15 protein-coding genes are annotated in these 22,138 nt (G+C 44.9%); 4 read left to right on the top strand and 11 right to left on the bottom strand.

The features are described 5' to 3' along the window. Positions 1-24: 24 nt before the first annotated feature. The 8 genes from BXP28_RS01955 to BXP28_RS01915 all read right to left on the bottom strand — a co-directional run bounded on the left by BXP28_RS01955 (position 25) and on the right by BXP28_RS01915 (position 10,212). Entirely contained in the window at positions 25-1,977 is a 1,953-nt protein-coding gene (locus tag BXP28_RS01955; RefSeq protein WP_036658277.1) for an FtsX-like permease family protein, read from the bottom strand. Then, entirely contained in the window at positions 1,952-2,734 is a 783-nt protein-coding gene (locus tag BXP28_RS01950; protein ID WP_036658274.1) for an ABC transporter ATP-binding protein, read from the bottom strand. The genes BXP28_RS01955 and BXP28_RS01950 overlap by 26 nt, the downstream gene beginning before the upstream one ends. A 181-nt stretch (positions 2,735-2,915) precedes the next feature. Then, positions 2,916-4,433, bottom strand: coding sequence for an ABC transporter substrate-binding protein (locus BXP28_RS01945; protein ID WP_023484315.1), 1,518 nt, complete (start codon positions 4,431-4,433; stop codon positions 2,916-2,918). A gap of 115 nt (positions 4,434-4,548) precedes the next feature. Then, positions 4,549-5,511, bottom strand: a complete 963-nt coding sequence (locus tag BXP28_RS01940) for a carbohydrate ABC transporter permease (protein WP_046655197.1) — start codon at positions 5,509-5,511, stop codon at positions 4,549-4,551. 17 nt (positions 5,512-5,528) lie between these two features. Next, a complete protein-coding gene (locus tag BXP28_RS01935; protein ID WP_023484317.1) occupies positions 5,529-6,458 on the bottom strand; it encodes an ABC transporter permease in 930 nt (309 codons plus the stop codon). Positions 6,459-6,795: 337 nt separating this feature from the next. Further along, positions 6,796-8,358 (bottom strand): response regulator transcription factor, encoded by a 1,563-nt coding sequence (locus tag BXP28_RS01925; RefSeq protein WP_036658268.1) that lies wholly within the window; start codon positions 8,356-8,358, stop codon positions 6,796-6,798. Next, the gene (locus tag BXP28_RS01920; RefSeq protein ID WP_237087297.1) at positions 8,351-8,569 is read right to left on the bottom strand and encodes a sensor histidine kinase; all 219 of its coding nucleotides are present in this window, start codon (positions 8,567-8,569) and stop codon (positions 8,351-8,353) included. The genes BXP28_RS01925 and BXP28_RS01920 overlap by 8 nt, the downstream gene beginning before the upstream one ends. A 23-nt stretch (positions 8,570-8,592) precedes the next feature. Next, on the bottom strand, positions 8,593-10,212 hold the full coding sequence (locus BXP28_RS01915) for a cache domain-containing sensor histidine kinase (RefSeq protein ID WP_036658265.1): 1,620 nt from the start codon (positions 10,210-10,212) through the stop codon (positions 8,593-8,595). Between the two features lie 322 nt (positions 10,213-10,534). On the opposite strand from BXP28_RS01915, the gene BXP28_RS01910 reads away from it, so the two are divergent. The 3 genes from BXP28_RS01910 to BXP28_RS01900 all read left to right on the top strand — a co-directional run bounded on the left by BXP28_RS01910 (position 10,535) and on the right by BXP28_RS01900 (position 17,907). Beyond that, positions 10,535-13,672, top strand: a complete 3,138-nt coding sequence (locus BXP28_RS01910) for an alpha-mannosidase (protein WP_036658263.1) — start codon at positions 10,535-10,537, stop codon at positions 13,670-13,672. A 96-nt stretch (positions 13,673-13,768) separates the two neighbouring features. Continuing rightward, positions 13,769-15,049, top strand: coding sequence for a glycoside hydrolase family 125 protein (locus BXP28_RS01905; RefSeq protein WP_036658260.1), 1,281 nt, complete (start codon positions 13,769-13,771; stop codon positions 15,047-15,049). Between the two features lie 131 nt (positions 15,050-15,180). Continuing rightward, positions 15,181-17,907, top strand: coding sequence for an alpha-mannosidase (locus tag BXP28_RS01900; protein WP_036658257.1), 2,727 nt, complete (start codon positions 15,181-15,183; stop codon positions 17,905-17,907). 176 nt (positions 17,908-18,083) lie between these two features. On the opposite strand, the gene BXP28_RS01895 is transcribed toward BXP28_RS01900, so the two are convergent. From BXP28_RS01895 to zwf, 3 genes are all read right to left on the bottom strand, one after another. Further along, entirely contained in the window at positions 18,084-19,154 is a 1,071-nt protein-coding gene (locus tag BXP28_RS01895) for a sensor histidine kinase (RefSeq protein WP_023484324.1), read from the bottom strand. A gap of 43 nt (positions 19,155-19,197) precedes the next feature. Next, complete coding sequence (locus BXP28_RS01890; protein ID WP_023484325.1) at positions 19,198-19,896, bottom strand: response regulator transcription factor; 699 nt, start codon at positions 19,894-19,896, stop codon at positions 19,198-19,200. A gap of 114 nt (positions 19,897-20,010) precedes the next feature. Then, a complete protein-coding gene (gene zwf / locus BXP28_RS01885; RefSeq protein ID WP_023484326.1) occupies positions 20,011-21,546 on the bottom strand; it encodes a glucose-6-phosphate dehydrogenase in 1,536 nt (511 codons plus the stop codon). Between the two features lie 153 nt (positions 21,547-21,699). Between zwf and BXP28_RS01880 the strand changes: the two genes are divergently transcribed. Further along, positions 21,700-22,014, top strand: a complete 315-nt coding sequence (locus tag BXP28_RS01880; RefSeq protein ID WP_023484327.1) for a hypothetical protein — start codon at positions 21,700-21,702, stop codon at positions 22,012-22,014. Positions 22,015-22,138: the final 124 nt, after the last annotated feature.

Raw genomic sequence — 22,138 nt, 5'->3', positions numbered from 1 at the left:
AAGTAGCAAGTACCGGGGCTCTCCTTATTTCACTTCTTCGCGTAGTATCCATTTCATATAAAAATTGCGGGCTACCAGGAAATACAAAGTCTGAAGCACCCAGTAACAGCCTATTACAATACCGGCGTATAGCCAGACATTTCCCATCAGATTGTTGAGTGTTTTCACAGCAAATAAGGTATGAACCGTTCCTACCAGGCAAGGGATAAAAAACATGATTCCCACATGGGTGCCAACCACCCTTCTAATCTCTTCTATCGTCATCCCGACCTTCATTAACGAACGGAACTTACTCCGGTCATCCTCAATTTCCGTAAACAGTTTAAAGTAAGTGATGCTGCCTGCCGCAAGAAAAAACAGAACACTGATAAAAAGACCAATGAACATAACTAGGGTACTGATTTGGGTTACTATCTTATATGTCTGCACCCTAAAATGAATGTCTCTATCATGCTTTTCGGGAACAATCTCACTGATTTTCCTAACAGTATCCTCTCTTTGTTTCCAATTTTCTAGCTCATAAGCATAATATATATATTGCCCATATTCCGGTGTTTGCCCTCTCCAGGCTTCATAATCCTCATTGCTCACGATGAGCAACCCGCTCACGAGTATCGGGGCGAATATATCCTGTTCTATTTCTTTTTCAATAGTAATTATAGATCTCCAATTGTCCGATGATATTTCTACCTTATCGCGAGGTATGTACTGGTTAGTTAACCCCATATCCGCAAAAACGGCATGTCCGGGAGTAATTTGGAGACCGGGTTTGCTCATCAAATCAGCCACCTGATTATACGAATCCTCCGAAATAACCATCGTACTGGTGCCTTTTGCTTTCCTCATCCGTTCGGTCTCAGACAATAAATTCCCATGAAGTAGGGGGATCTGCACTTTATACAGGACGTTTACTTTATCTTCGGCCAAAATCCGTTCCACTTGTTTCGGGTCAATGACATCATGAACGCCCCTGCCTTTTTCAAGAAAGGCAATGCTTTGCGGATTATGGGAAAGTGCTTGGGCCAACAGGATTTGAAGACCAATATATACGCTAGCCGTTGCTGTCAATACTACCGCGCTCAGCATCGTAACGGTGAACAGCATTCTGGCATTATCCTTGATCTTGTACAGCAGTTGGGATACCGCAATCATATTAATACGGCTGTAAAAAAAACTTTTCCTGTTTTGCAGCCCCTTCAAAATCAGTATACTGCTTTGAGTAAATAAAAAATACGTTCCTACAATAACAAGAGAAATGAAAGGAAAAAAGTAAATCCCCACTGTTTCAATATTAGCTGTGTAAGCCATGAAATAACCTGCGGTGATACAAATAACAGAGAGAGCAACCAAAACCCAGGAAAATTTAGGTATTGTTTTCGGTTTGGAAGCTCCCTGGATAAGATCGATAATTTCAGATTTTTTGATCCGAAACAGCGAATAAAAAGTCTGGAACAGAAACAGCCCCAAGAAAAGAAAGGCACTGAACCGCATAGCCTGATAAGGCCAGTAAAACGCAATCGGCTTATCCAGCTTTAAAAATTGGGACAGGATCATAAAGAAAAGTTTACTGAATAAAGTACCCAAACCCAGTCCCGTCCCTATAGCAGCAAGAGAGATTGCCATATTTTCCAGGAAAACCATTTTCCTGATTTGCCAGTTAGTCATGCCGAACAGAGTATATAGTCCGAACTCCTTTTTCCTTTTCTTTAAAAAAGCCGAGTTGGAATACAGGATGAAGAAGAAAGAAAAAATGAAAATAATCACGTTGCATATCGTCATTATTAGGGAAACCATATTCGTTATGGAAATGGAAATTAAATCCGTTGGCAAAGCCTCGGCAGATTTAATCTCAGGGTGCCAAATAAACGCCGTATACATATAAAAAACCATGACCGAAAAGACACTGCTCAGAAAATAAGCGCTGTACTGAACCCAATTCCCTTTGATATTCCTAATGGCGAACTGACGGAATGTCATCGAAATTCCCTCCGAGTACACTTAACGAGTCCAGGATCTGCTGATAAAATGCCTGCCGGTTTGCCCCCCGCCTCAATTCCGTAAAAAGCCTTCCGTCCTTGATAAAAATGACCCGCTTGCAATAACTGGCGGCAAAAGGGTCATGCGTTACCATCAAAATGGTGGCCCCCATCCGCTCGTTCAAGTCCCTAAGCTGCTCCATTACATCTTTAGCCGATTTGGAATCCAGGTTCCCGGTCAGCTCATCGGCAAACAAAAGGGCCGGACGATGGATCATGGCCCTGGCTATAGCCGTCCGTTGTTTTTGTCCCCCGGACACTTCATACGTACGTTTATGTAAGATGTGGGAGATTCCCAGCACATCGGCAAAATGATGCACCCTTGTTTCCATTTCTTTCACCGGAACCTTGTCAAGCACCAGTGGAAGAAGAATATTCTCCTTGATCGATAAAGTATCTATCAGATTAAAATCCTGAAAAATAAACCCGAGCTCTCTGCGCCGGAAAAGGGCAAGTTCCTTGTTCTTAAGCCCAACCGGATTTAATCCGTTAATCAGAACATGTCCCGAAGTAGGTTTATCAATTGTCGACAAAATGTTGAGAAGGGTCGTCTTCCCGCTGCCGGAAGGCCCCATGATGCCGAGAAATTCGCCTTGTTGAATTTCCAGGTGAATATCGTCCAGCGCTTTATAAGTCATTCTGCCCCTTGTGCTATAAATCTTGGAGATTCCTTCTGCTTTTAGAACAGACTGGCTCATGTCCATTCCTCCCGTACAAATAGTTATGTCCTAAGTATAGCCGATCGGGAGCTTCCTTACCCATCGATCCAGCTTTCATTCCCCGTTCAAATCTTACATTCTTGTCACCTTTTCGGCAAGCCTCCCCTTCTTTGAAAAAAAGCAGACTGCCGGGGCAGTCTGCCTTTTTGTAGACCAATGTTTATTTGGAATTGTTCTTTTTCCACTCGTCAAATTGTTTTTGCATTTCCGTAATGATTTTATCGAGACCGGCATCTTTATACTTTTGTATGGCTTTTGGCAGGTACTCGTTCGGATCAACAGAACCTGTATAAAGCATGGAGCTGAACTCTTTTTGTACGTTTTTCACGGCAGCCATTTCATTTTTCACCGGAGCTACGTCAAATGCAAATCCAAGAGTCGGAGCATCCTTGGAAGATTCATTGAATTTCTTGAATTGCTCCCATTTGTCTTTAGGCTCGTCCTGATGCAGGTAAGTGATCATCATATTACCCAAAGCAAATCCCGGCATTTGATAACGTTCTTTCATTGCAGGCAGATCTTCGATTGTAGTATCATCGACCTTTTTGTAGTGCGTACCTTCAATACCGTAGTTAATCAGGTTGCGGAGGTATGGATCTGTGTTCAGAAGTTCAATGAACATCATAGCGCGTTCAGGATCTCCGGATTTTACAGAGATCGCATGCATAGCACCTGCGGCAGATTGCGTAAAGATCGTTGGTTCGTGCATCGGAGAAGTTACGATCTCGTAACCTGCGCTGCGGGACCATCCTTTTTCGGCGTAAGGTTGAGTAATTTCACGGTCAACCAGCCATTTACCCGTTTTGATATTATCAATGGATTCCAGTGTCGCTACATCTTGACGGAGGTACCCGGCTTTGTAGTACTTATGCATAGTTTCCAAAGCCTGCTTCATTTCAGGTGTTTCGAGAGCATTGACGATTTTGTAATCTTTTGTATCCAAATACATTACAAACGGCAGGTCGTCACCCATGATGTAGTCAAATGGAAGATCCGGCTTAAATCCTTTATGAACGGCAAGCGGAGTCAATTCCGGCTCTTTTTCTTTGATCGTTTTCAGAAGAGGCTCAAGATCCTCCAGTTTATGCACATTTTTGTAATCCAGGTTGTATTTGTCCACATATTGCTTATTAAAACGCCATACCCACTGTTGCCCGAGTTCTTTGTTTACCGGAATGGCATATGTTTTACCGTTGATTTTGGTCCCTTGCAGGAAGCGGGGGTCCAAAGCGGCTACTGTGCCTTTTCCGTATTTGACAAGCAGGTCATCCAGTTCCATGAAGGCGCCTTTTGCTACGTTTTGGCGGAAATCGTTAGACCAGGAAGCAGTGAAAGCGATGTCATAAGGCTCACCGGAAGCCGTGATAACCTGCATTTTTTTATCATAGTCACCATAGTCGATCATTTTCATTTCAACTGTGGCATTCAGCTTTTCTTTCGTGTATTCGTTGACTTTCTCCATAACCAGTTTATGGTCTTTCTGTTCAGGACCAATCATGTAAATTTTTAGATTATAAGGCTTTAACTTGCTGGGATCAATCTTGCCGTCAGCGCCGATCGCATTGTCGGAACTGCCGCCTTCTGCCGCCTTTTCCTCTTTCTTTCCGCAGCCGGCGAGTACGATGGACATCACCAGGCTGAGTACTAAAGCAAGTAGAAGCGTCTTTCTTGCTTTCATGTTGGAAGTCCTCCCTTTTTCTATGTCATTTAATCTTATTTAAACCGGCGCTTTCCACTATACCGCAGAATAAAGCCAGCGAAAAGCGCGCGGAATAAAATACGGCTTTGGTAAGTTACCCTTTAACTGCTCCGACAGTAAGCCCCTGTACGAAATATTTCTGGAAGAACGGATAGGCACAGGCAATCGGCAGTGTAGCCAGAACTACCATCGCCATCCTTACACTTTCCTGAGGAAGTGTGGCTGCCATGTCCTCAGTACCAGGCAACATGTTCGAGTTAGCTGTAATAAACTCCATCGTGTTTTGAATTCTCATCAACATGGATTTCAGCGGTACCAGATTAGGCTCGTCAATGTACAGCAAGGCATTAAACCAGTCATTCCAGTAACCGAGGGTACTAAACAAACCAATTGTCGCAATACCCGGCAGGGAAACCGGAAGTACAACCTGAAGGAAAGTCCTGAATTCTCCTGCACCGTCAATCTTGGCAGATTCAATAATGGCATCCGGTACGGTTGTCTGAAAGAATGTCCTCATTACCAGAAGGAAAAAAGCGTTCATGGAAAGCGGGAGAATCAGGGCCCATATGGTATTTTGCAGGTGCAGGAATTGGGTTACCACAATGTAAGTCGGTACCATTCCCCCGTTAAACAACATCGTAAAGAAAGCAAAGAAGGTAAAGAAATTACGATATGGGAAACTTTTTCTTGAAATGGCATAGGCATACATTGTAATCATGGCCAAACTGATCAGCGTGCCGATAACTGTAATTAATACGGTCACCCCGAAAGACCTTAAAAGCTGATCTCCTGCTTCAAAAATATATTTATAAGCAGCGAGGCTGAATTTCTCCGGCCAAATGCTGTATCCTTTCACTGCGAGTACTTTCTCATCCGTAAGGGAGATCATGATTACGAAGATAAACGGAAATACGCAAATCAGTGCGAAAAATCCGATGGATAGATTCAAAAACAGATTGGATATAGGTGAAATTTGGTGCGGATCACGCCGTTTCTTTTTCTTACTTGGCTGAACCATGTCTTTAACTTGCAACGATGATGACTGAACTTCTGCCATCGTCCTCACTCCCTTCCCTAGAAGATGGCGTTATCTTTATCTATTTTGCGGATAACCCAGTTGGATGAGATAACCAGAATAAATCCGATTATGGATTGGTATAGACCTACGGCTGTCGACATTCCAAGCTCACCCATTGCAGTCATACCACGGTATACGTAAGTATCAATTACATTAGTAACGGAATACAGAGCACCCGAGTCACGTGGAATCTGGTAGAACAATCCGAAATCCGCATAGAAGATACGGGCAGCCGCCAGAATGGTGAGCATTATCATCAATGGCTTAATCGCAGGCAGCGTAATGTGCTTAATCTGCTGCCATTTTGAGGCACCGTCAATCATGGCTGCCTCATAATATGATTTATCAATTCCGACAATTGCAGCAAGATAAACCACGCTGCCGTAACCGGTTCCTTTCCATAAATTCATAAAAGTAAGAATGTACGGCCACCATTTGGATTCACTGTACCATTGGACAGGGTCCCCGCCGAACCAGATAATGATCTGATTGATAACTCCCTTATCTACACTCAGAAAACTGAACGTGAAGTAGCCGATAATAACCCACGAAAGGAAATAAGGCATAAACATTCCGGTTTGATATACTTTTGCCAGTTTTTTATTTATCAGCTCGCTTAAAGCAATAGCAAGCCCAACCGTACAAATCAGTCCTACTATAATGAAGATAAAGTTATATACCAAGGTATTTCTCGTAATAACCCAGGCATCGTCGGTGGCGAACAGGAATTTAAAATTATCCAGCCCTACCCATTCGCTGTTAAAAACGCTTGCAAAAAAACCATCTCTGTGAATTTTATAGTCTTTAAACGCAATCACCGTTCCCAGGATTGGGAGGTATGAAAAGATTAAAAACCACAAAGCCCCAGGCAAAATCATGAACAGAAGCACTTTATTTTTATTTAGCTTTTTTAGAAAAGTAGGCATTCTCCCGGTCCTCCTTCATCCCCTCTGCCTTTCCCCAAATGCGGCATAAAACCGCTTACAATAAGTCGCTTTAGCCCTGTACGGTAAACGCATACAGAAAGCGCCTTCAACCCCCATTAAGTCTTTTTTATCACTCGCCCCTTGTGATACTTCTATTGTGCACCCGGAACAGAGAATGGCGAAAGTTAAAAAAACCTCGCTTTGGATGGACAAATCAAAGAAAGCGGGACAAGGCAGAACATTTCCCGCAAAGCAAGGCAAATTTCCCAGATTTACATTAGCAGTGACAATAAAAAAACGGCATAAATCTTCCAGGATACTCTCCATACTATAAGTTTTAAGAAACACCATACATCTTTCTCAGTTCTGTCGGAGATACACCCACATATTTTTTGAAAATCCGGTAAAAGTAAGTCGGGTCGGTGTAGCCAACCCGTGCGGCGATTTCATTCGTCTTCAGCTCCGTTTGCAGCAGCAAGTGTTTGGCTTTTTCAATACGAAACGTATTTACATATTCCGAGAAGGTCATCTCCATTTCTTTTTGAAAGAGCTGTCCCAAATAATTCGGATGCATATCCATGCTGTAGCTCAAGGTTTTCAGGGAGATTTCCTCCGAGTAACTCTGCTGGACCCGGTCCAGCATTTGTCTAACAGCAGGACTGACTTCCTGCTCCTCCTCAGCCAGATGATCAATGACTTCCTGCAGTATGCTGTCCACAAAATCCCTCATTTGTTCGAAGGTATGGATACGGAACAGCACGCTGAACAGGTGGCTGTAGTCGGCATTCTTCTCAATATTCTTGGCGATCAGTATCAGTTTGATGGCAACATTATGAACATCAATCCGCATCCGTCCTTCCCAAGAAAGCAGCTTTTGGAAGGTCTCCTCGATGAATAAGGTAACCTCCTGTTTATGTCCGTCAATGATTAAGTTCGTAAACAAATCATAATCAATCGCGGGCATGGTCTGAACCGAATCCGAAGCCGGCAGGTGGTCGATGTCCAATACCGGATACCCTGGCTGCACAAGCCAATTGTGAAAAAGCCCTTTTGCCTCATCATAACTATTATGCACCTGAGTATAGGCGGTCTGCCTGGAACCAACCGTGATCCCCACATGGTGGCGCAGCCTGTTCCATATCTCCAGCTGGATATCCTTCAGGATTTCGTGAATCCGTTCTTTCTCCTTATCAGCTTCCTTTCTCCCCCCGAAGATCAGGACAAGATCATAGTCCGAGTCATAGAAGCAGATAACGGATTCCTGACTGTTCACTACTTCACGGCTAACCAGATAGGCCTTTACGACAATCCCGTAATACTCATGTCCTTCCTCAAGTTCCTCATCAGGATCGGATAACAGCCGTAAAACTGCAACAGTATAAGAATCATAGTCAAGCGGTATGCGGAGAATTTGCGAACGGTGGTTCAGTTCTTCCTGGCTGATATTGTTGGTAACCCATCTGCTTAAAATGTTCAGCCGCAAAATATCCCGGTCTTCCTGCCGGGAATAGGGAAGGCTCATCTCCTCTTCCCATTTTTCGTTGATTTTAAGTAAAGTGGATTCCAATTCTTCAATATTAATGGGCTTCAGAATGTAGTTTTCAATTCCTAACTTCATGCCCTGTTTTAAATAATTGAAATCATGGTGCCCGCTTAAAATGATAAACTTCATTTTTCCGTGAATCAGCTTCATTTGTTTAATCAGTTCAAGCCCGTCCATTTTGGGCATGCGGATATCTGTAATCAGCAGATCTACCGGATGATCTTTCAGAAAGGCAAATGCCTTCTCCCCGTTTGAATCATGTCCAACGACTTTAAGTCCAAGCTTCTCCCATTCCATAATCGTCTGCAAACCTTCCAAAATGAACGGTTCATCATCCACAAGAAAAACGCTACGCACGGTTATTCATCTCCCTTACTGCAGGTATGGTGATTGTCACACTGGTGCCTTCACCAATCATGCTGTCTATATCTACTCCATATTGAATACCGTAAAAAATCTGGATACGTTCATGGACATTTCGAAGCCCGATGGAAGCAGGCTCGTCATTTCTGCTATGATCTGCCTCCAGCAAGCTTTTGCGGAGCTGGCGAAGCCGGTTGGGCTCAATGCCGCTCCCGTTATCACGGACTTCTATCTGAATGGCATCATCATATAATCCCGCGAAATGCGAATCAGATTATCGTCCCGTTCCGGCAAAAACCCGTGAACTACATAATTTTCAATGGCCGGTTGAATGAGCAGCTTGATTAGTCTATATTGGAGCAGTTCATCCGGTATATCAATATCATAATCCAGGCGATTTTGATAACGGATGCGAAACAGGTCCAGGTAGATTTTACAGTGCTGAATTTCATCTTCCATAGTCACAATCGTTTTCTTCTTTACTGAGTTCCGGAATAGCGTGGCCAGAATGTAAATCATGTCTCCTACATCCCTTGCTCCCTGAGAAAGAGCCCTCATCCGGATCGCTTCCAGCGTATTGTACAGAAAATGGGGATTGATCTGCGATTGAAATGCAATCAGTTCCGTATCTTTCTGTTTCAGTTCAGAACGGTAAACCCGGTCAATATACAAATTCAGCTTTTCCACTATGTCATTAAAGCTGTGGGCAATAAGCTGAAGCTCATCCTCCCCTTTTAAAGGTATCCGTACGGAAAGATCCCCCCGGCGAACCTGAAAAATCCCCTCCATAATAATATTAACGCGTTTGGAAAAACGCCTCATGACAAAAAAGGTTGCGGCAAATGCAGTCATGATGCATAAGGCTGTGATCAGAATGACTACTTTCTTAATACTGCCCAATTCTCCGGATAATTCGGACTTCGGCATAATGCCCGCTACAATCAGTCCTTTGGCACCCGATAAACTAATCTCCACTTTGGAGGGTTCGTCCAGATTGACCCAGTCATTGGTACTTAGGAGTTCTTTCATATAGGGATATTTTCGGCCTGAGTACTTGCCGGAAGAATCAAAAATCACTTCGCCACCGTTATTTGCGATCAGAATGTACCCTTTATCATTGTCCGATTTACTGTAAGCTTGCATAATCTTTTCGGCATTAAATGAAAATACTAGCAAACCAAGATGCTTAAGGGAATTAGGATCATTTATATCTTTAATGATGGAATAAATATGTTCGCTTTTATTGATTTCGTGGCTGGCCGCAGGCACCGATAAATCATCCCATACCACTTCATTATAGCTGAAGCTGCTGCCCCGCAATTTTGATAGCGCTTCCTTTTTATCGCTTCCAATTTGGTCCTTTTTAAAGAGCTGCATGTTTCGTCCTTCGTAGAGATAAAAAAACTGCTGTTCCGTCGAATACAAAATCATATTCTGAATGTCCGGTTCACGCTCCTGCAGAGATTTCAAAAACAGCTCGGCAGTCTGCATCCGGAATGTCGGGGATCCCGCTTTCTCAATGTACCGGTCCAGCCTATTTTTGATATAGGAATCGTAATCCAAACGGAGAAACAGCATAAAATCCTGCATCAAGGACGGATCATTATACACTTCCTCCATGATGTTTTGTACCCGCTGATATTTTTCATTCATGTAGGAACTGACCATCTGGACTTTCTGCGAATTCGCATTCATCTCATTTTGCATAATCGTGGTCTCGTAGTGGCTATAAATAAAAAAGGACAGTACCATCAAGGAGCAGATAGTAATCAGCATGTAAATGACGAGAATTTTATTGAACAGACGCTGTTTCATGTAGTTGCGGTAAAAATGCCGAACAGTATGCATCGTTCCCATTTCTCCTTGGCGAGCCCGGTTATATATAATTTCCACTATCCATTTTCAGTCTGAAGAGGCATTCTGTCAAGGAAGGAAACTGGAACCGGTTTATTCCCGGTTATTTACAAGACCAGGTATTCAGGCTATAATTGAGCCATCCCCAACCCTTTTACCCCCACAAGCAGAAACAATATCGCCATTGTATTTGCAGGCGGAACAGTTTTATGCTTATCTTTTATAAACAAAAGGAAACAACCTTATTATTGTAGAGACAGAGGGTTTCCTGCCCGAACACATAAGTCCTCGCCCCTTGAATTATTTGGAGGTTCTTATGCTGCTCACTACAAACAAATTAGCTTCCAGATTATGGGAGCTTTCGGAATACCGGTACAGAGACCGGATTTCCATCCCTTCTTTTGATTCCCAAGTTGACACACAATGCGAAATTGCCGCCACTCCTCCTACAGAGGGACCTTGGTCCAGCATGGAAGTGGGAGATACGTGGAAAGGCCGGGACCTATATTTATGGTTAAAAGCTTCCGTAAACGTTCCGGCAGAATGGGCCGGAAAAAATATCGTAGGACGGTTTGACTTCGGTGAGACGGGTGCCGGTAACAACTCCGGCTTTGAATCCCTGTTTTACTATCAAGGCAAGCCTTATCAGGGTGTAGATTCCAACCACACCGAGGTATTCTTCCCCGCCGAAGTCGTGGGAACCGAGCTAGAATTGTCCTTCCGCCTTTGGTCAGGTTTAGAAGGAGGCGGTGTGAAGAAAGACCAGACCCACGGCATCCGTTTGGCCGAACTTTGCTGGCTGGACGAAGCTGCCGATGATCTGTACTATACGGCAACCGCTGTGCTGGAAACCGTGAAAATCCTGAATGAAAATGAGCCTGCTCATATGCTTCTGCTGAAGGCGTTTGACCACGCATTCCGCCTTATCGATTGGAGTATACCAGGGTCGGAAGCGTTTTATTCTTCCATTGAATCGGCCAGAGACCATTTGCATCGGGAAATTGAAAATATGGAAAAAACAACGCCGGTAAACGTTACCTGTATTGGTCATACCCACATCGACGTTGCCTGGTTATGGCGTTTGAAGCATACAAGAGAAAAATGTGCAGGTTCTTTCTCTACCGTACTGCGTCTGATGGAAATGTTCCCGGAATATGTCTTCCTGCAAACACAGCCGCAATTGTATGAATATGTGAAGCACGATTATCCCGAAATCTATGACAAAATCAAAGAGAAAGTCAAGGAAGGACGTTGGGAAGCAGGCGGAGGGATGTGGTTGGAAGCAGACTGCAACCTTACCTCAGGTGAATCCCTGGTACGCCAGCTTCTTATCGGCACCCGATTTTTACGTGAGGAATTTGGAACGGAATGCGACTATTTATGGCTTCCCGACGTGTTCGGCTACAGCTGGGCCCTTCCGCAAATTTTGAAAAAATCGGCAATCAGTACCTTCATGACGACCAAAATCAGCTGGAACCAATATAACCGCATGCCCCATGATACATTTTTCTGGAAAGGCATTGACGGGACCGAAATTCTGACTCACTTTATTACGACCCCGGAACCATGGTCCGAGCCGGGTTCCTGGTTCTATACCTATAACGGACGCATCATTCCTAAGACGGCAAAAGGAATCTGGGACGCTTACCGCGACAAGGAAGTGAACCAGGACTTGCTGCTTTCCTACGGCTATGGGGATGGCGGCGGCGGCGTTAACCGTGAAATGCTTGAAATGCGCAGACGCCTTGACAAGCTTCCGGGCCTGCCTAAATTGAAAACCGGAACAGCAGGGGATTTCTTCCGCAAGCTGCAGGAAACCGTTGCGGGTACGGACAGTTATATCCATCATTGGGACGGCGAATTGTATTTGGAGTATCACCGGGGCACTTATACCAGCCAGGCCTATAACAAACGGATGAACCGCAAGCTGGAACTGCTTTACAGGGAAGCAGAATGGCTTAGCGTATGGAAAAGCCTTCTTGGAAACAATTTCTCTTCTTACAGACAGCAAGAACTGACAGAAGGCTGGAAAATTATTCTCCGCAACCAATTCCATGACATCATTCCGGGATCTTCGATCCGGGAGGTGTATGAGGATTCTGCTGTTGAATATGCAGAAGCGGAGAAAATCGGATTATCCGTACGAAGCCAAGCCGTAAAAAGCATCGTTAACGGAACAGACGGCCATGTCTGCACCATATGGAACAATGCACCGTGGAAAGTCTTCCAATTGGTAGCGATCCCCGTTGAATCCGGCATGGAAAAAGGCAGATGGCTGAATCAAGATGGTGAAGAGCTGGTTTCCCAACTTGAAAACGGGACATGGATCGTGGAAGTCACTTCCCTGCCTTCGATGGGATACACTACTATCCGTTTTGAAGCGGAAGCGGTGAAAGCAGCAGCTCCCCTTCCGTTTACCATTCACGAAAAGGGTCTGACTACTCCTTTCTTTGAACTGGAATGGAACGAACACGGACAACTGACCCGCTTGTACGATCTGGAAGAAAAACGCGAGATCCTTGCCGCTGGAGCGAAAGGAAACGTTCTGCAGCTGTTTGAAGATAAGCCCCTGGCCCACGAAGCATGGGATATTGATATCTTCTATCAGGAAAAGATGTGCGAAATCACGGATTGCAGGAAAATCGAAGTAATAGAGGCTGGACCGCTCAGAGCAGTTGTCCGTCTGGAATGGAGCTATATGAACTCCTCCATCAGCCAGCTTATGATTGTCCATGCTCATATGCGCCGGATCGATTTTGTAACGGAAGCAGACTGGCATGAGCAGCAGCAGCTGCTCAAAGTAGCTTTCCCGGTCAACGTCCGGGCAACAGAAGCTACCTATGACATTCAATTCGGCAATGTGAAACGTCCTACACATTGGAATACAAGTTGGGATTATGCCCGCTTCGAAAGCGTAGGACACCAGTGGGCCGACCTGTCCGATCGCGGATACGGCGTCAGTCTGCTCAATGACTGCAAATACGGTTACGACATCAAAAATAATGTTATGCGCCTTACCTTGATCAAGTGTGCGAAGCATCCGGATCCGGAGGCTGACCAGGGGCAACATATATTTACGTATTCTCTTCTTCCTCACCAAGGAGACTGGCTGGCCGGCAATACGGTACAGGAAGCATGGGCGATCAACAATCCGCTTCACTTCACTGTGGGTCAAGCTAAACAAGAAACGGTCTCCCTGCTCAAATTGGCAGCGGAAGGCGCTATGATTTCTGCCGTGAAAAAAGCAGAAAACAGCGACCATATCATCGTTCGTGTATATGATTACTCCGGATGCCGGAAATACCATGAACTTTCCAGTGATCTGAATATCATTTCCTGGAGAGAATGTGACCTGATGGAAAGGCCTGACGGGGATTTACAGGAGGGATCCTCTATATCCTTTGTACTGGAACCTTATGAAATTAAAACATTTGAAATAAACATGAATGCGTAAGGTAACGCCAACACCCAGGTGTCCCCGGGCAAGAGCTATTCAATGTCCGGGGACGGATTTTTTCCATATTATTTTTGCAGAAAAGAGGTTAGTGACATGACTTTACCAAAAGCCGTGCAGGACTGGCTGACGCTGGCAGAGACCCGTCTGGTTTCAGAACCAAAGCTGCTTGCCATGTTTAGACAATGTTTCCCGAATACCCTGGAGACTACTACGAAGAAGCTCGATGACGGAACTTCTTTCGTTTTTACCGGGGATATTCCAGCTATGTGGCTGCGCGATTCCAGTGCCCAAGTGAAACACTATATCCCTCTTGCCGGACAAGATAAGGAGCTTCAGCAGATAATTGAAGGCTTGATCAAACGCCAGATGATGTACATCACAATGGATCCTTATGCCAATGCATTCAACGAAACATCTAATGACAAGCGTTGGGAGACGGACCTGACAGAGATCAATCCATGGGTTTGGGAACGCAAATATGAGCTGGATTCCCTCTGCTACCCCATTGAACTCAGCTATTTGTACTGGAAACAGACCGGAAGAACCGGAATGTTCGATTTTACCTATCAAAGCGCGTTAAGAGCTATTCTTCGTTTAATCGGTACGGAGCAGCGCCATGGGGAGAAATCCGACTACCGTTTCGAACGGACAACCGGTCTGAAAACAGATACACTCCGCAATCAGGGTAAGGGTATGCCGGTAAATTATACCGGAATGACCTGGTCCGGATTCCGTCCTAGTGATGATGTCTGTACTTTTGGTTACTTGATCCCGGCCAACATGTTTGCAGTAGTCGTTCTCGGCTATGTGGAAGAGATCGCCCGTGACGTTTTTGGTGATCCTTATTTGGCAGAGTTTGCAGCTGAATTAAAAGAAGAAATCGATTACGGCATCCAGACTTACGGAATCGTAAACCATCCGAAATACGGAAAGATATATGCTTACGAAACAGACGGATTTGGCAATTACAATCTAATGGATGATGCCAACGTTCCGAGTCTTCTTTCAATTCCTTATCTGGGATACGCGCCAAAAGACGACCCTATCTACTTAAATACAAGACGTTTTATTCTCAGTGAGGAAAATCCTTATTTCTATCGGGGAAAGGTAGCGGAAGGAATAGGCAGCCCGCACACGCCTCCGTGTTATATTTGGCATATCAGCCTAACGATGCAGGCACTTACCTCTACAAATGAGCAAGAAACGGACAGACTCATACAGATGCTGCAGGATACGGATGCGGGTACAGGCTTTATGCATGAAGGATTTCACGTGGACGACCCCTCTAAGTTTACACGTCCCTGGTTTGCCTGGGCCAACAGCTTGTTTGGAGACTTAATCAGCAGCCTGATCCGGCAAGGCAAATGGTCTTAAACATACGTGTTTATATTTCAACATTTTTGCATAAATAGAAACCAAAATGATCCATTCATCAAAATGTAGTTACAATATATGGTTTCAATCGAAGGATGTAAAATACTCATGCAAAAAAGGAGTTGGAGAAGATGACTAGAAAGAAAACCGCCCATCTGATCTCCCATACCCACTGGGACCGCGAGTGGTATATGCCGTATGAATATCATCATGTGCTGCTTGTTGAACTAATGGATAAATTGCTGGAAACATTGGACCATGATCCGGACTACCGTTATTTCCATCTGGACGGACAGACGATTATTCTGGAAGATTATCTGCAGGTACGTCCGGAGCAAAAAGAAAAGCTGGAGGCATACATCAAGGAAGGCCGCATTCACATCGGCCCGTGGTATGTGTTGCAGGACGAATTCCTAACAAGCAGCGAAGCCAATATTCGCAATCTGTTAATCGGTCATCGTGATGCGAAGCCATTTGGTGTTATTTCCAAATCCGGCTACTTCCCGGATTCCTTCGGAAATATGGGCCAGGCCCCGCAAATTCTGAAACAGGCGGGTATTCATGCCGCTATGTTCGGACGTGGAGTAAAGCCCACTGGCTTTAATAACATGGTGGGTGAAGCCGGCACTTATGAATCTCCTTATTCCGAAATGATTTGGAAATCTCCTGACGGCTCTGAAGTGCTGGGTATTCTCTTTGCCAACTGGTATAGTAACGGCATTGAGGTGCCAACGGACAAGGAACAGGCCAAACTTTACTGGGATAAGAAGTTTGCGGATGCCGAAGCGTTTGCTTCAACCCCGCATTTGCTCTTTATGAACGGCTGCGATCACCAACCGATTCAAACTGACCTGCCTCAAGCTTTGCGAACAGCCTCCGAGTTGTACCCTGAGGTTGAGTTCAAGCATTCTAATTTTGATGAATACGTGGCAGCACTGGAAGGTCAACTTCCTGATGATCTGGTAACGATTGAGGGGGAACTGCGGAGCCAGCACACGGATGGCTGGGGAACGCTGGTTAATACCGCATCCGCCCGGATCTACCTGAAGCAGATGAACCAGCAATGTCAGACTTTGTTGGAAAAGGTCGCAGAGCCTCTCGCTGCCTTCGCCCATTTGGACGGAGAACTGGATTACCCGCATCATCTTTTTACGTATGGATGGAAGCTGCTCATGAAGAATCATCCTCATGACAGCATCTGTGGATGCAGTGTAGATGAGGTGCATCGGGAGATGGTCACCCGCTTTGAGAAAAGCCGTCATGTGACGGAGCGAATCGTAGCCCAGAGTACCGAGGCTATTGCAAAAGCCATTCATACAAAATCTGTAGCAGCGTGGACAGACAAGGCCATTCCGTTTATTGTCTTTAACACAACAGGTTGGGATCGCACCGGCACCGTTACCGTGGATCTCATTACCGCTAAAAAATACTTCCCGGAAGGCCCTACGCCGCAATCGCTTGCTAAAGAACTGCAAAAACAGTCAGTAGAGGGATATGTAGTATTGGACGATCAGGGGGCCCGTATTCCGGCAATAATTGAGGATCTGGGTGTTCACTTTGGTTACGAACTGCCCAAGGGCCGATTCCGTCAGCCTTATATGGCTCGTAAGGTAAAAGTCATCTTCCAGGCAAAGCAAGTTCCTGCATTGGGATACCAAACATACGCCCTTTCAACTGACTCCGGCTCAGTTGAAGCCGTTCCAGATCAAGTTCAGGTGCATGGAAACACCATGGAAAATGGGCTTCTTCATGTAAACGTCGAAGACAACGGCAGCCTTACAATCCGGGATAAACGAACAGACCGCCTGTATAAAGGCCTGAACATCTTTGAGAACACAGGTGATATCGGGAATGAGTATGTGTATCGCCAGCCTGAAGGGGAAGCTGTTCTGACTACCAGCAATCTGAAGGCTGAGATTCATGTAATAGAACACTCCCCTTTCCGGGCCGTCATCCAAAGTGTACTGAAATGGGAGATTCCAGCCGGAGCCGATGAATTGTTCGAGCAGGAAAAAGGGGAGCTAGTACTGTTCACTGAACGTAAGGCACAGCGCGTACAGCAAACCGTTCCGCTTGTACTAACCACCCGCTATATCCTGGAAGCAGACAGCGGCCTTGTACAAGTTCAAACCAGTTTTAACAATAAAGCCAAAGATCACCGGTTACGGGCTATATTCCCGTCCGACATTAAAGCAGAGAAGCATTTCGTTGATTCTATCTTCGAGGTAGCCGAACGGGATACCAAACCTGCCGCTGAATGGACAAATCCGAGTAATTGCCAGCACCAGCATGCTTTCGTCAGTGTTTCAGACGGCTCCCACGGCCTCACAATTGCTAACAAAGGGCTGAATGAGTATGAGGTGCTGCAGGACGATAGGGGTACGATAGCCGTTACTTTGCTCCGTGCTGTATCCGAACTTGGGGACTGGGGAGTTTTCGAAACTCCCGATGCCCAGTGTCTTGGGGAACATATGGTTGAATATGCCATAATTCCGCATGCAGGAGACGGTATATCTTCCGGGGCCTTCCATGAAGCTTACCGGTACCAGATTCCATGGACTTCCGTTCAGACCGGCCTTCACGAAGGAACGCTTCCTTCCAGCCATCAGTGGCTGTCCTGGAAAGAATCTCATCCGGCTCTTGCTTTCTCTACATTAAAGATGTCCAAGGAAAGCGGAGATCTTATTGTTCGATGGTATAATATGGGGTCGGGCCAGGCTCAGCTCCGGTTAGTCCCATCCTTTGGCATTAAAACTATCTATAAAAGCGATGTATTAGAACGCCGTTATGAAAAACTAGCCGGTAACCAGCATCTTATTGAAGGGTATAAGATTGTAACGTACGCTTATCAATTCTAAAATTATCTGTACGAATAAGGCTGTCCTATGGTCATAGAAAATGACATGAAAATGCTCCCTCCCTCACAGCAGCAGGTTTTATTTTTTTACCTGTCTACCTAAAGGGGAACATATCAATACCGGGACAGCCTTATCTGTCATATTTTATTTTCCGCAGTATAAATAAAAAACTTATTTCAGGTTAGCTCCTGATATAAAGATCCTGAATGGAAGACTAGTGAAATCGTCGTTCCTTCACCCAACCGGGATTCGGCCTTGATCCCGTGTCCCAGTTTTTGGGCAACCTCCTTCGCCAAATACAGACCCATACCGGTTGATTCAGCCACAATGCGGCCATTTTCTCCGGTAAAGAAAGCATCAAACACTCTGGGCAGATCTTGTTCTGCAATCCCGATTCCTTCATCCGTCACGCTCAGTATACGGTCCTCTCCGTCTTTTTTCATTTCAATCGTTAACTGTTTTTTGCCCGGTTTGTTTTTCGAATACTTGATGGCATTAGTTATAAACTGATTCAGCATAAACGACATCCATTTCTCATCTGTCTCAACGCTAAACTTGTCTGTCTCACAAATCAGCTTGGGAAAAATGGAATAACGGATACAAGCCTTTTTATTCTGATTAATGACGGACCGGGCAAGGCCTACCAGATCGACCCTCCGCGGATGAAGATCCAGCTCAAACTTTTCCAGCCTGGCTGTATGCAGCATCATCTCAAGCCCATGGGCAAGCCGTTCGTTCTCCTCTTCAATACTTGAAAACAGGGCTTTACTGGCCGGCTCCTGTACATTTTCTTTGGATTGCTGAATCACCAGATTAATCACCGAGACAGGAGTCTTCATATAATGGACCCACTGATTGGTAAAATGAAGGTGCTGCATCTGTTGATTTCTATATCGTGTCAGTTCATCTACGAAAAGCCTGTATTGATTATTTATTAAATCCTGCATGAGCTGCTGTTCATATGTTACGCCCGAACGGACATTTATTACAGACTCAAGCTGCGGATCTTTGTCCTCATGAACGCGGTTAATTTCCTCCAGAAAGGGCCTTTGACGAAGGTAATCGTATACCAAAGCAATCCCAAGCAGTACCGTTGTCATCAAGAAAACATAGACCATGCTTCCAACAGTTACCGTCTGCTTCATGGAGAGTAAATCCAGCCACACAATGAGCAGTACAACGGCCACGGCAATGAAATACATCCAGACATAGACGAGCCGGTCCAGTAAAAACTGCTTGAATTTCATGTGGTTACTCCTTTATCACGTATTCTTTCATTCTTTTTCTTTATTACTCCGCCCAGCTGACTCTTAGGCGATATCCTTGACCTCTTACCGTTTCAATTGCTTTGGTTATTCCTATATCCTCCAGTTTTTTACGAACACGAGTTACATTAACCGTCAATGTATTGTCATCGACAAAGTCTACATCATCCCAAAGTGCCTCCAGCAAATCTTCCCGGGATACAATCTGGCCTACCTTCCTTGCGAGGCAATCAAGAAGCAGACATTCGTTTTTGGTCAGTTCGGTTTTCTGCTCCTTCCATTCCAGCACATTTTTGGAACGGTCCAAATGGAGCCCCTCCAGATCCCATTCATCTCTCGACTGTGATTGGACGGCATATTCTCCATATGTGCGCCTTAGTACACTTTTAATTTTGGCCAGGACGACATCCAAGTGAAACGGTTTTGTTATATAGTCGTCTCCCCCGTTTTCTATAGCCATCACCTGATCCATCTCTCCTACCCTTGCAGATATGAAAATAATAGGGACATTAGAGATGGAGCGGATCTGGCGGGTCCAGTAAAATCCGTCAAACCTGGGAAGGTTCACATCCATCAATACAAGCTGAGGGTCGGTCTCAATAAAATCAGATTTAATATCTTCGAATTTGGTGCTTCTTCTGACATCATATCCGTATTTTTCTAATGTCTCCTTTAATATTGAAGCAATTTTATTGTCATCCTCGACTATAAAAATCCGGTACATGCAAACACTCCCCTTATCCTTACTGATATTTCAAAAAAAGAACCGCACAGCCCGGAATAGAAATTCTTCCCCTGTGCGGTTCCTAAAAGCCGTACTCCAGTTGCTAGCCTGATATCAGGATTTAGAAGACTTAGAAGGTGTCATAACCCAGTTTACTTCACTCTCCTGCTGACCGTTTACCGGCCACCATTTAAACCCATCGTCAATCAGCAGCTTGTCCGCTTTTTCCGGACCCCAGGAGCCTGCAGGATAGAATTCCATATCTTCACTGCTTTCACCCCAAGCTTTAGCAATCTGGTCCACATACTGCCAGGCATGGGCAACTTCATCCCAACGGGTAAAGTAAGTGGAATCTCCACGGGCCGCATCGTATAACAAACGCTCGTAAGCTTCAGGAGTATTAATGCCTACCTGGCAGCTTTGGCAGAAGTCCATGGCAATCGGGACTATAACTCCCTCAGAACCCGGCCTTTTCGCGTTCATTTTGAGGTAAATCCCTTCCAGCGGATTCACCCGGAAGACAAGCAAATTCGGCTGCAGGTTATGCTTATTCGAAAGATATACATGGTCCGGAATATTTTTGAATTCCACAACCACTTCCGTTGTCTTAACCGGAAGCCTCTTGCCTGTGCGGATGTAGAAAGGAACACCTGCCCAACGGAAATTGTCTACGAAGACTTTCGCGGCAAAGTAGGTTTCGGTCATTGAATTAGGATCTACCTTCTCTTCTTCACGGTAACCATTCAGCGTTTTATCTCCATTTTGTCCACTTACATATTGCCCGCGAACAACATGTTTCCGTACTTCTTCCGAAGACTGATATAATCTTAAGGAACGGAGCACCTTTACCTTCTCATCCCTGATATCTTCCGGATGCAGGCGGCTTGGCGGTTCCATAGCCATCATGGCGAGCATTTGCAGCATATGGTTTTGTCCCATATCCTTAAGTGCTCCTGCGTGATCATAATAACCTCCGCGATCTTCCACACCAACAGTTTCACTCAGCGTGATTTGAATATTGGAGATATATTTATTGTTCCAAAGCGGTTCGAAAAAAGCATTCGCAAACCGCACGATCTCGATATTCTGTACCATTTCCTTACCAAGATAATGGTCAATGCGGTAAATATCATTCTCTTCAAATACATGCCTTAGTTCCTGATTTAATTGTCCGGCAGAAGCCAGATCGTGCCCGAACGGTTTCTCAATAACGAGACGATGCCAGCCATGTGATTCCAAAAGGCCCCCCTTTTTAATATTATGGGAGACGTCTCCGAACAGTTTAGGAGCCAACGCCAGATAAAAAAGACGATTGCCTCTAGTATCAAACTTCTCGTCCATTTTTTCCGTCAAAGTCTTTAGCTCACGGAAACCATCCACGTTATGGATGTCTAAGGATTGATACTCGAAATGATCCAAGAAATGGGCCCAATCGTCATCTTGACGGACCTTGTAACGAGAAAATTCGTTAATGGAATTCTTGACATCCTGACGAAACTGTTCATTTGTACGGGGCCGGCGTGCCAGACCAATCACTGCAAAATCATGCCCTAACTTGCCCTCCCGATACAAACTGTGAAACGCAGGGAATAATTTCCTTTTAGCCAAATCTCCGGTTGCACCAAAAATTAAAAATACAGCTCCACTCATTTGTCATCATTCTTTCTCTGAAGTTTGGTATCTCTAGCATACTCTAAATGAACACCAGGATTCAACTTTTTTCAAGTGACTATAGACATTCGTCCAGACGTTTCTAGCACATGTGGAATAAGTTAGTACAGAATCATATCGGAGGTGGGTTAAGTGCAGCGCATATATCCGGTTACTAAAGAAGCCTGCAGACCTCATTGCGGTAAAATGGTCATGCTCCTTATGAAAGACGGAAGCGAAATCCACGGTCATTTAAGCCGAGTGGAGGGTGGGTGTCTAATTTTAAATGAACCACCCGGGGTTGCCACGACAAAAGCATATAATGGAAAAAGGAAAGCTGCCAAGGGGGCTATGAAAACCAAAGCATTGGGAACCCCTCTGTCGGGTAGAGGGTTCCGTTTAGGTCGTGGTTTTGGTACCAGCCTTGCCCTGGATATTGCTTTTATAGCCGCTTTATTTGTAATCTAAACACGAACACAAGGCGCCGGGATATTCCGGTGTCTTATTATTTATAAGGGATTTTCCAATTTGATTTCTTCCTTTCATAATGTTCTCTTTTCCTGGTTTTTTTACACCTTGACTCTCCATCAAA

It is taken from the genome of Paenibacillus larvae subsp. larvae (assembly GCF_002003265.1).
In the GTDB taxonomy this organism is placed as follows: Bacteria; Bacillota; Bacilli; order Paenibacillales; family NBRC-103111; genus Paenibacillus_H; species Paenibacillus_H larvae.
Note: the sequence above shows the minus strand (reverse complement) of the source record. Positions and strands in the feature narration are given on the sequence as shown.

Coding starts and splice junctions, on each gene's coding strand:
- BXP28_RS01910 (WP_036658263.1), top strand. CDS start 10,535: ATGCTGCTCACTACAAACAAATTAGCTTCCAGATTATGGGAGCTTTCG.
- BXP28_RS01945 (WP_023484315.1), bottom strand. CDS start 4,433: ATGAAAGCAAGAAAGACGCTTCTACTTGCTTTAGTACTCAGCCTGGTG.
- BXP28_RS01895 (WP_023484324.1), bottom strand. CDS start 19,154: ATGAAATTCAAGCAGTTTTTACTGGACCGGCTCGTCTATGTCTGGATG.
- BXP28_RS01915 (WP_036658265.1), bottom strand. CDS start 10,212: ATGCATACTGTTCGGCATTTTTACCGCAACTACATGAAACAGCGTCTG.
- BXP28_RS01905 (WP_036658260.1), top strand. CDS start 13,769: ATGACTTTACCAAAAGCCGTGCAGGACTGGCTGACGCTGGCAGAGACC.
- BXP28_RS01935 (WP_023484317.1), bottom strand. CDS start 6,458: ATGCCTACTTTTCTAAAAAAGCTAAATAAAAATAAAGTGCTTCTGTTC.
- BXP28_RS01890 (WP_023484325.1), bottom strand. CDS start 19,896: ATGTACCGGATTTTTATAGTCGAGGATGACAATAAAATTGCTTCAATA.
- BXP28_RS01900 (WP_036658257.1), top strand. CDS start 15,181: ATGACTAGAAAGAAAACCGCCCATCTGATCTCCCATACCCACTGGGAC.
- BXP28_RS01955 (WP_036658277.1), bottom strand. CDS start 1,977: ATGACATTCCGTCAGTTCGCCATTAGGAATATCAAAGGGAATTGGGTT.
- BXP28_RS01940 (WP_046655197.1), bottom strand. CDS start 5,511: ATGGCAGAAGTTCAGTCATCATCGTTGCAAGTTAAAGACATGGTTCAG.
- BXP28_RS01950 (WP_036658274.1), bottom strand. CDS start 2,734: ATGAGCCAGTCTGTTCTAAAAGCAGAAGGAATCTCCAAGATTTATAGC.
- zwf (WP_023484326.1), bottom strand. CDS start 21,546: ATGAGTGGAGCTGTATTTTTAATTTTTGGTGCAACCGGAGATTTGGCT.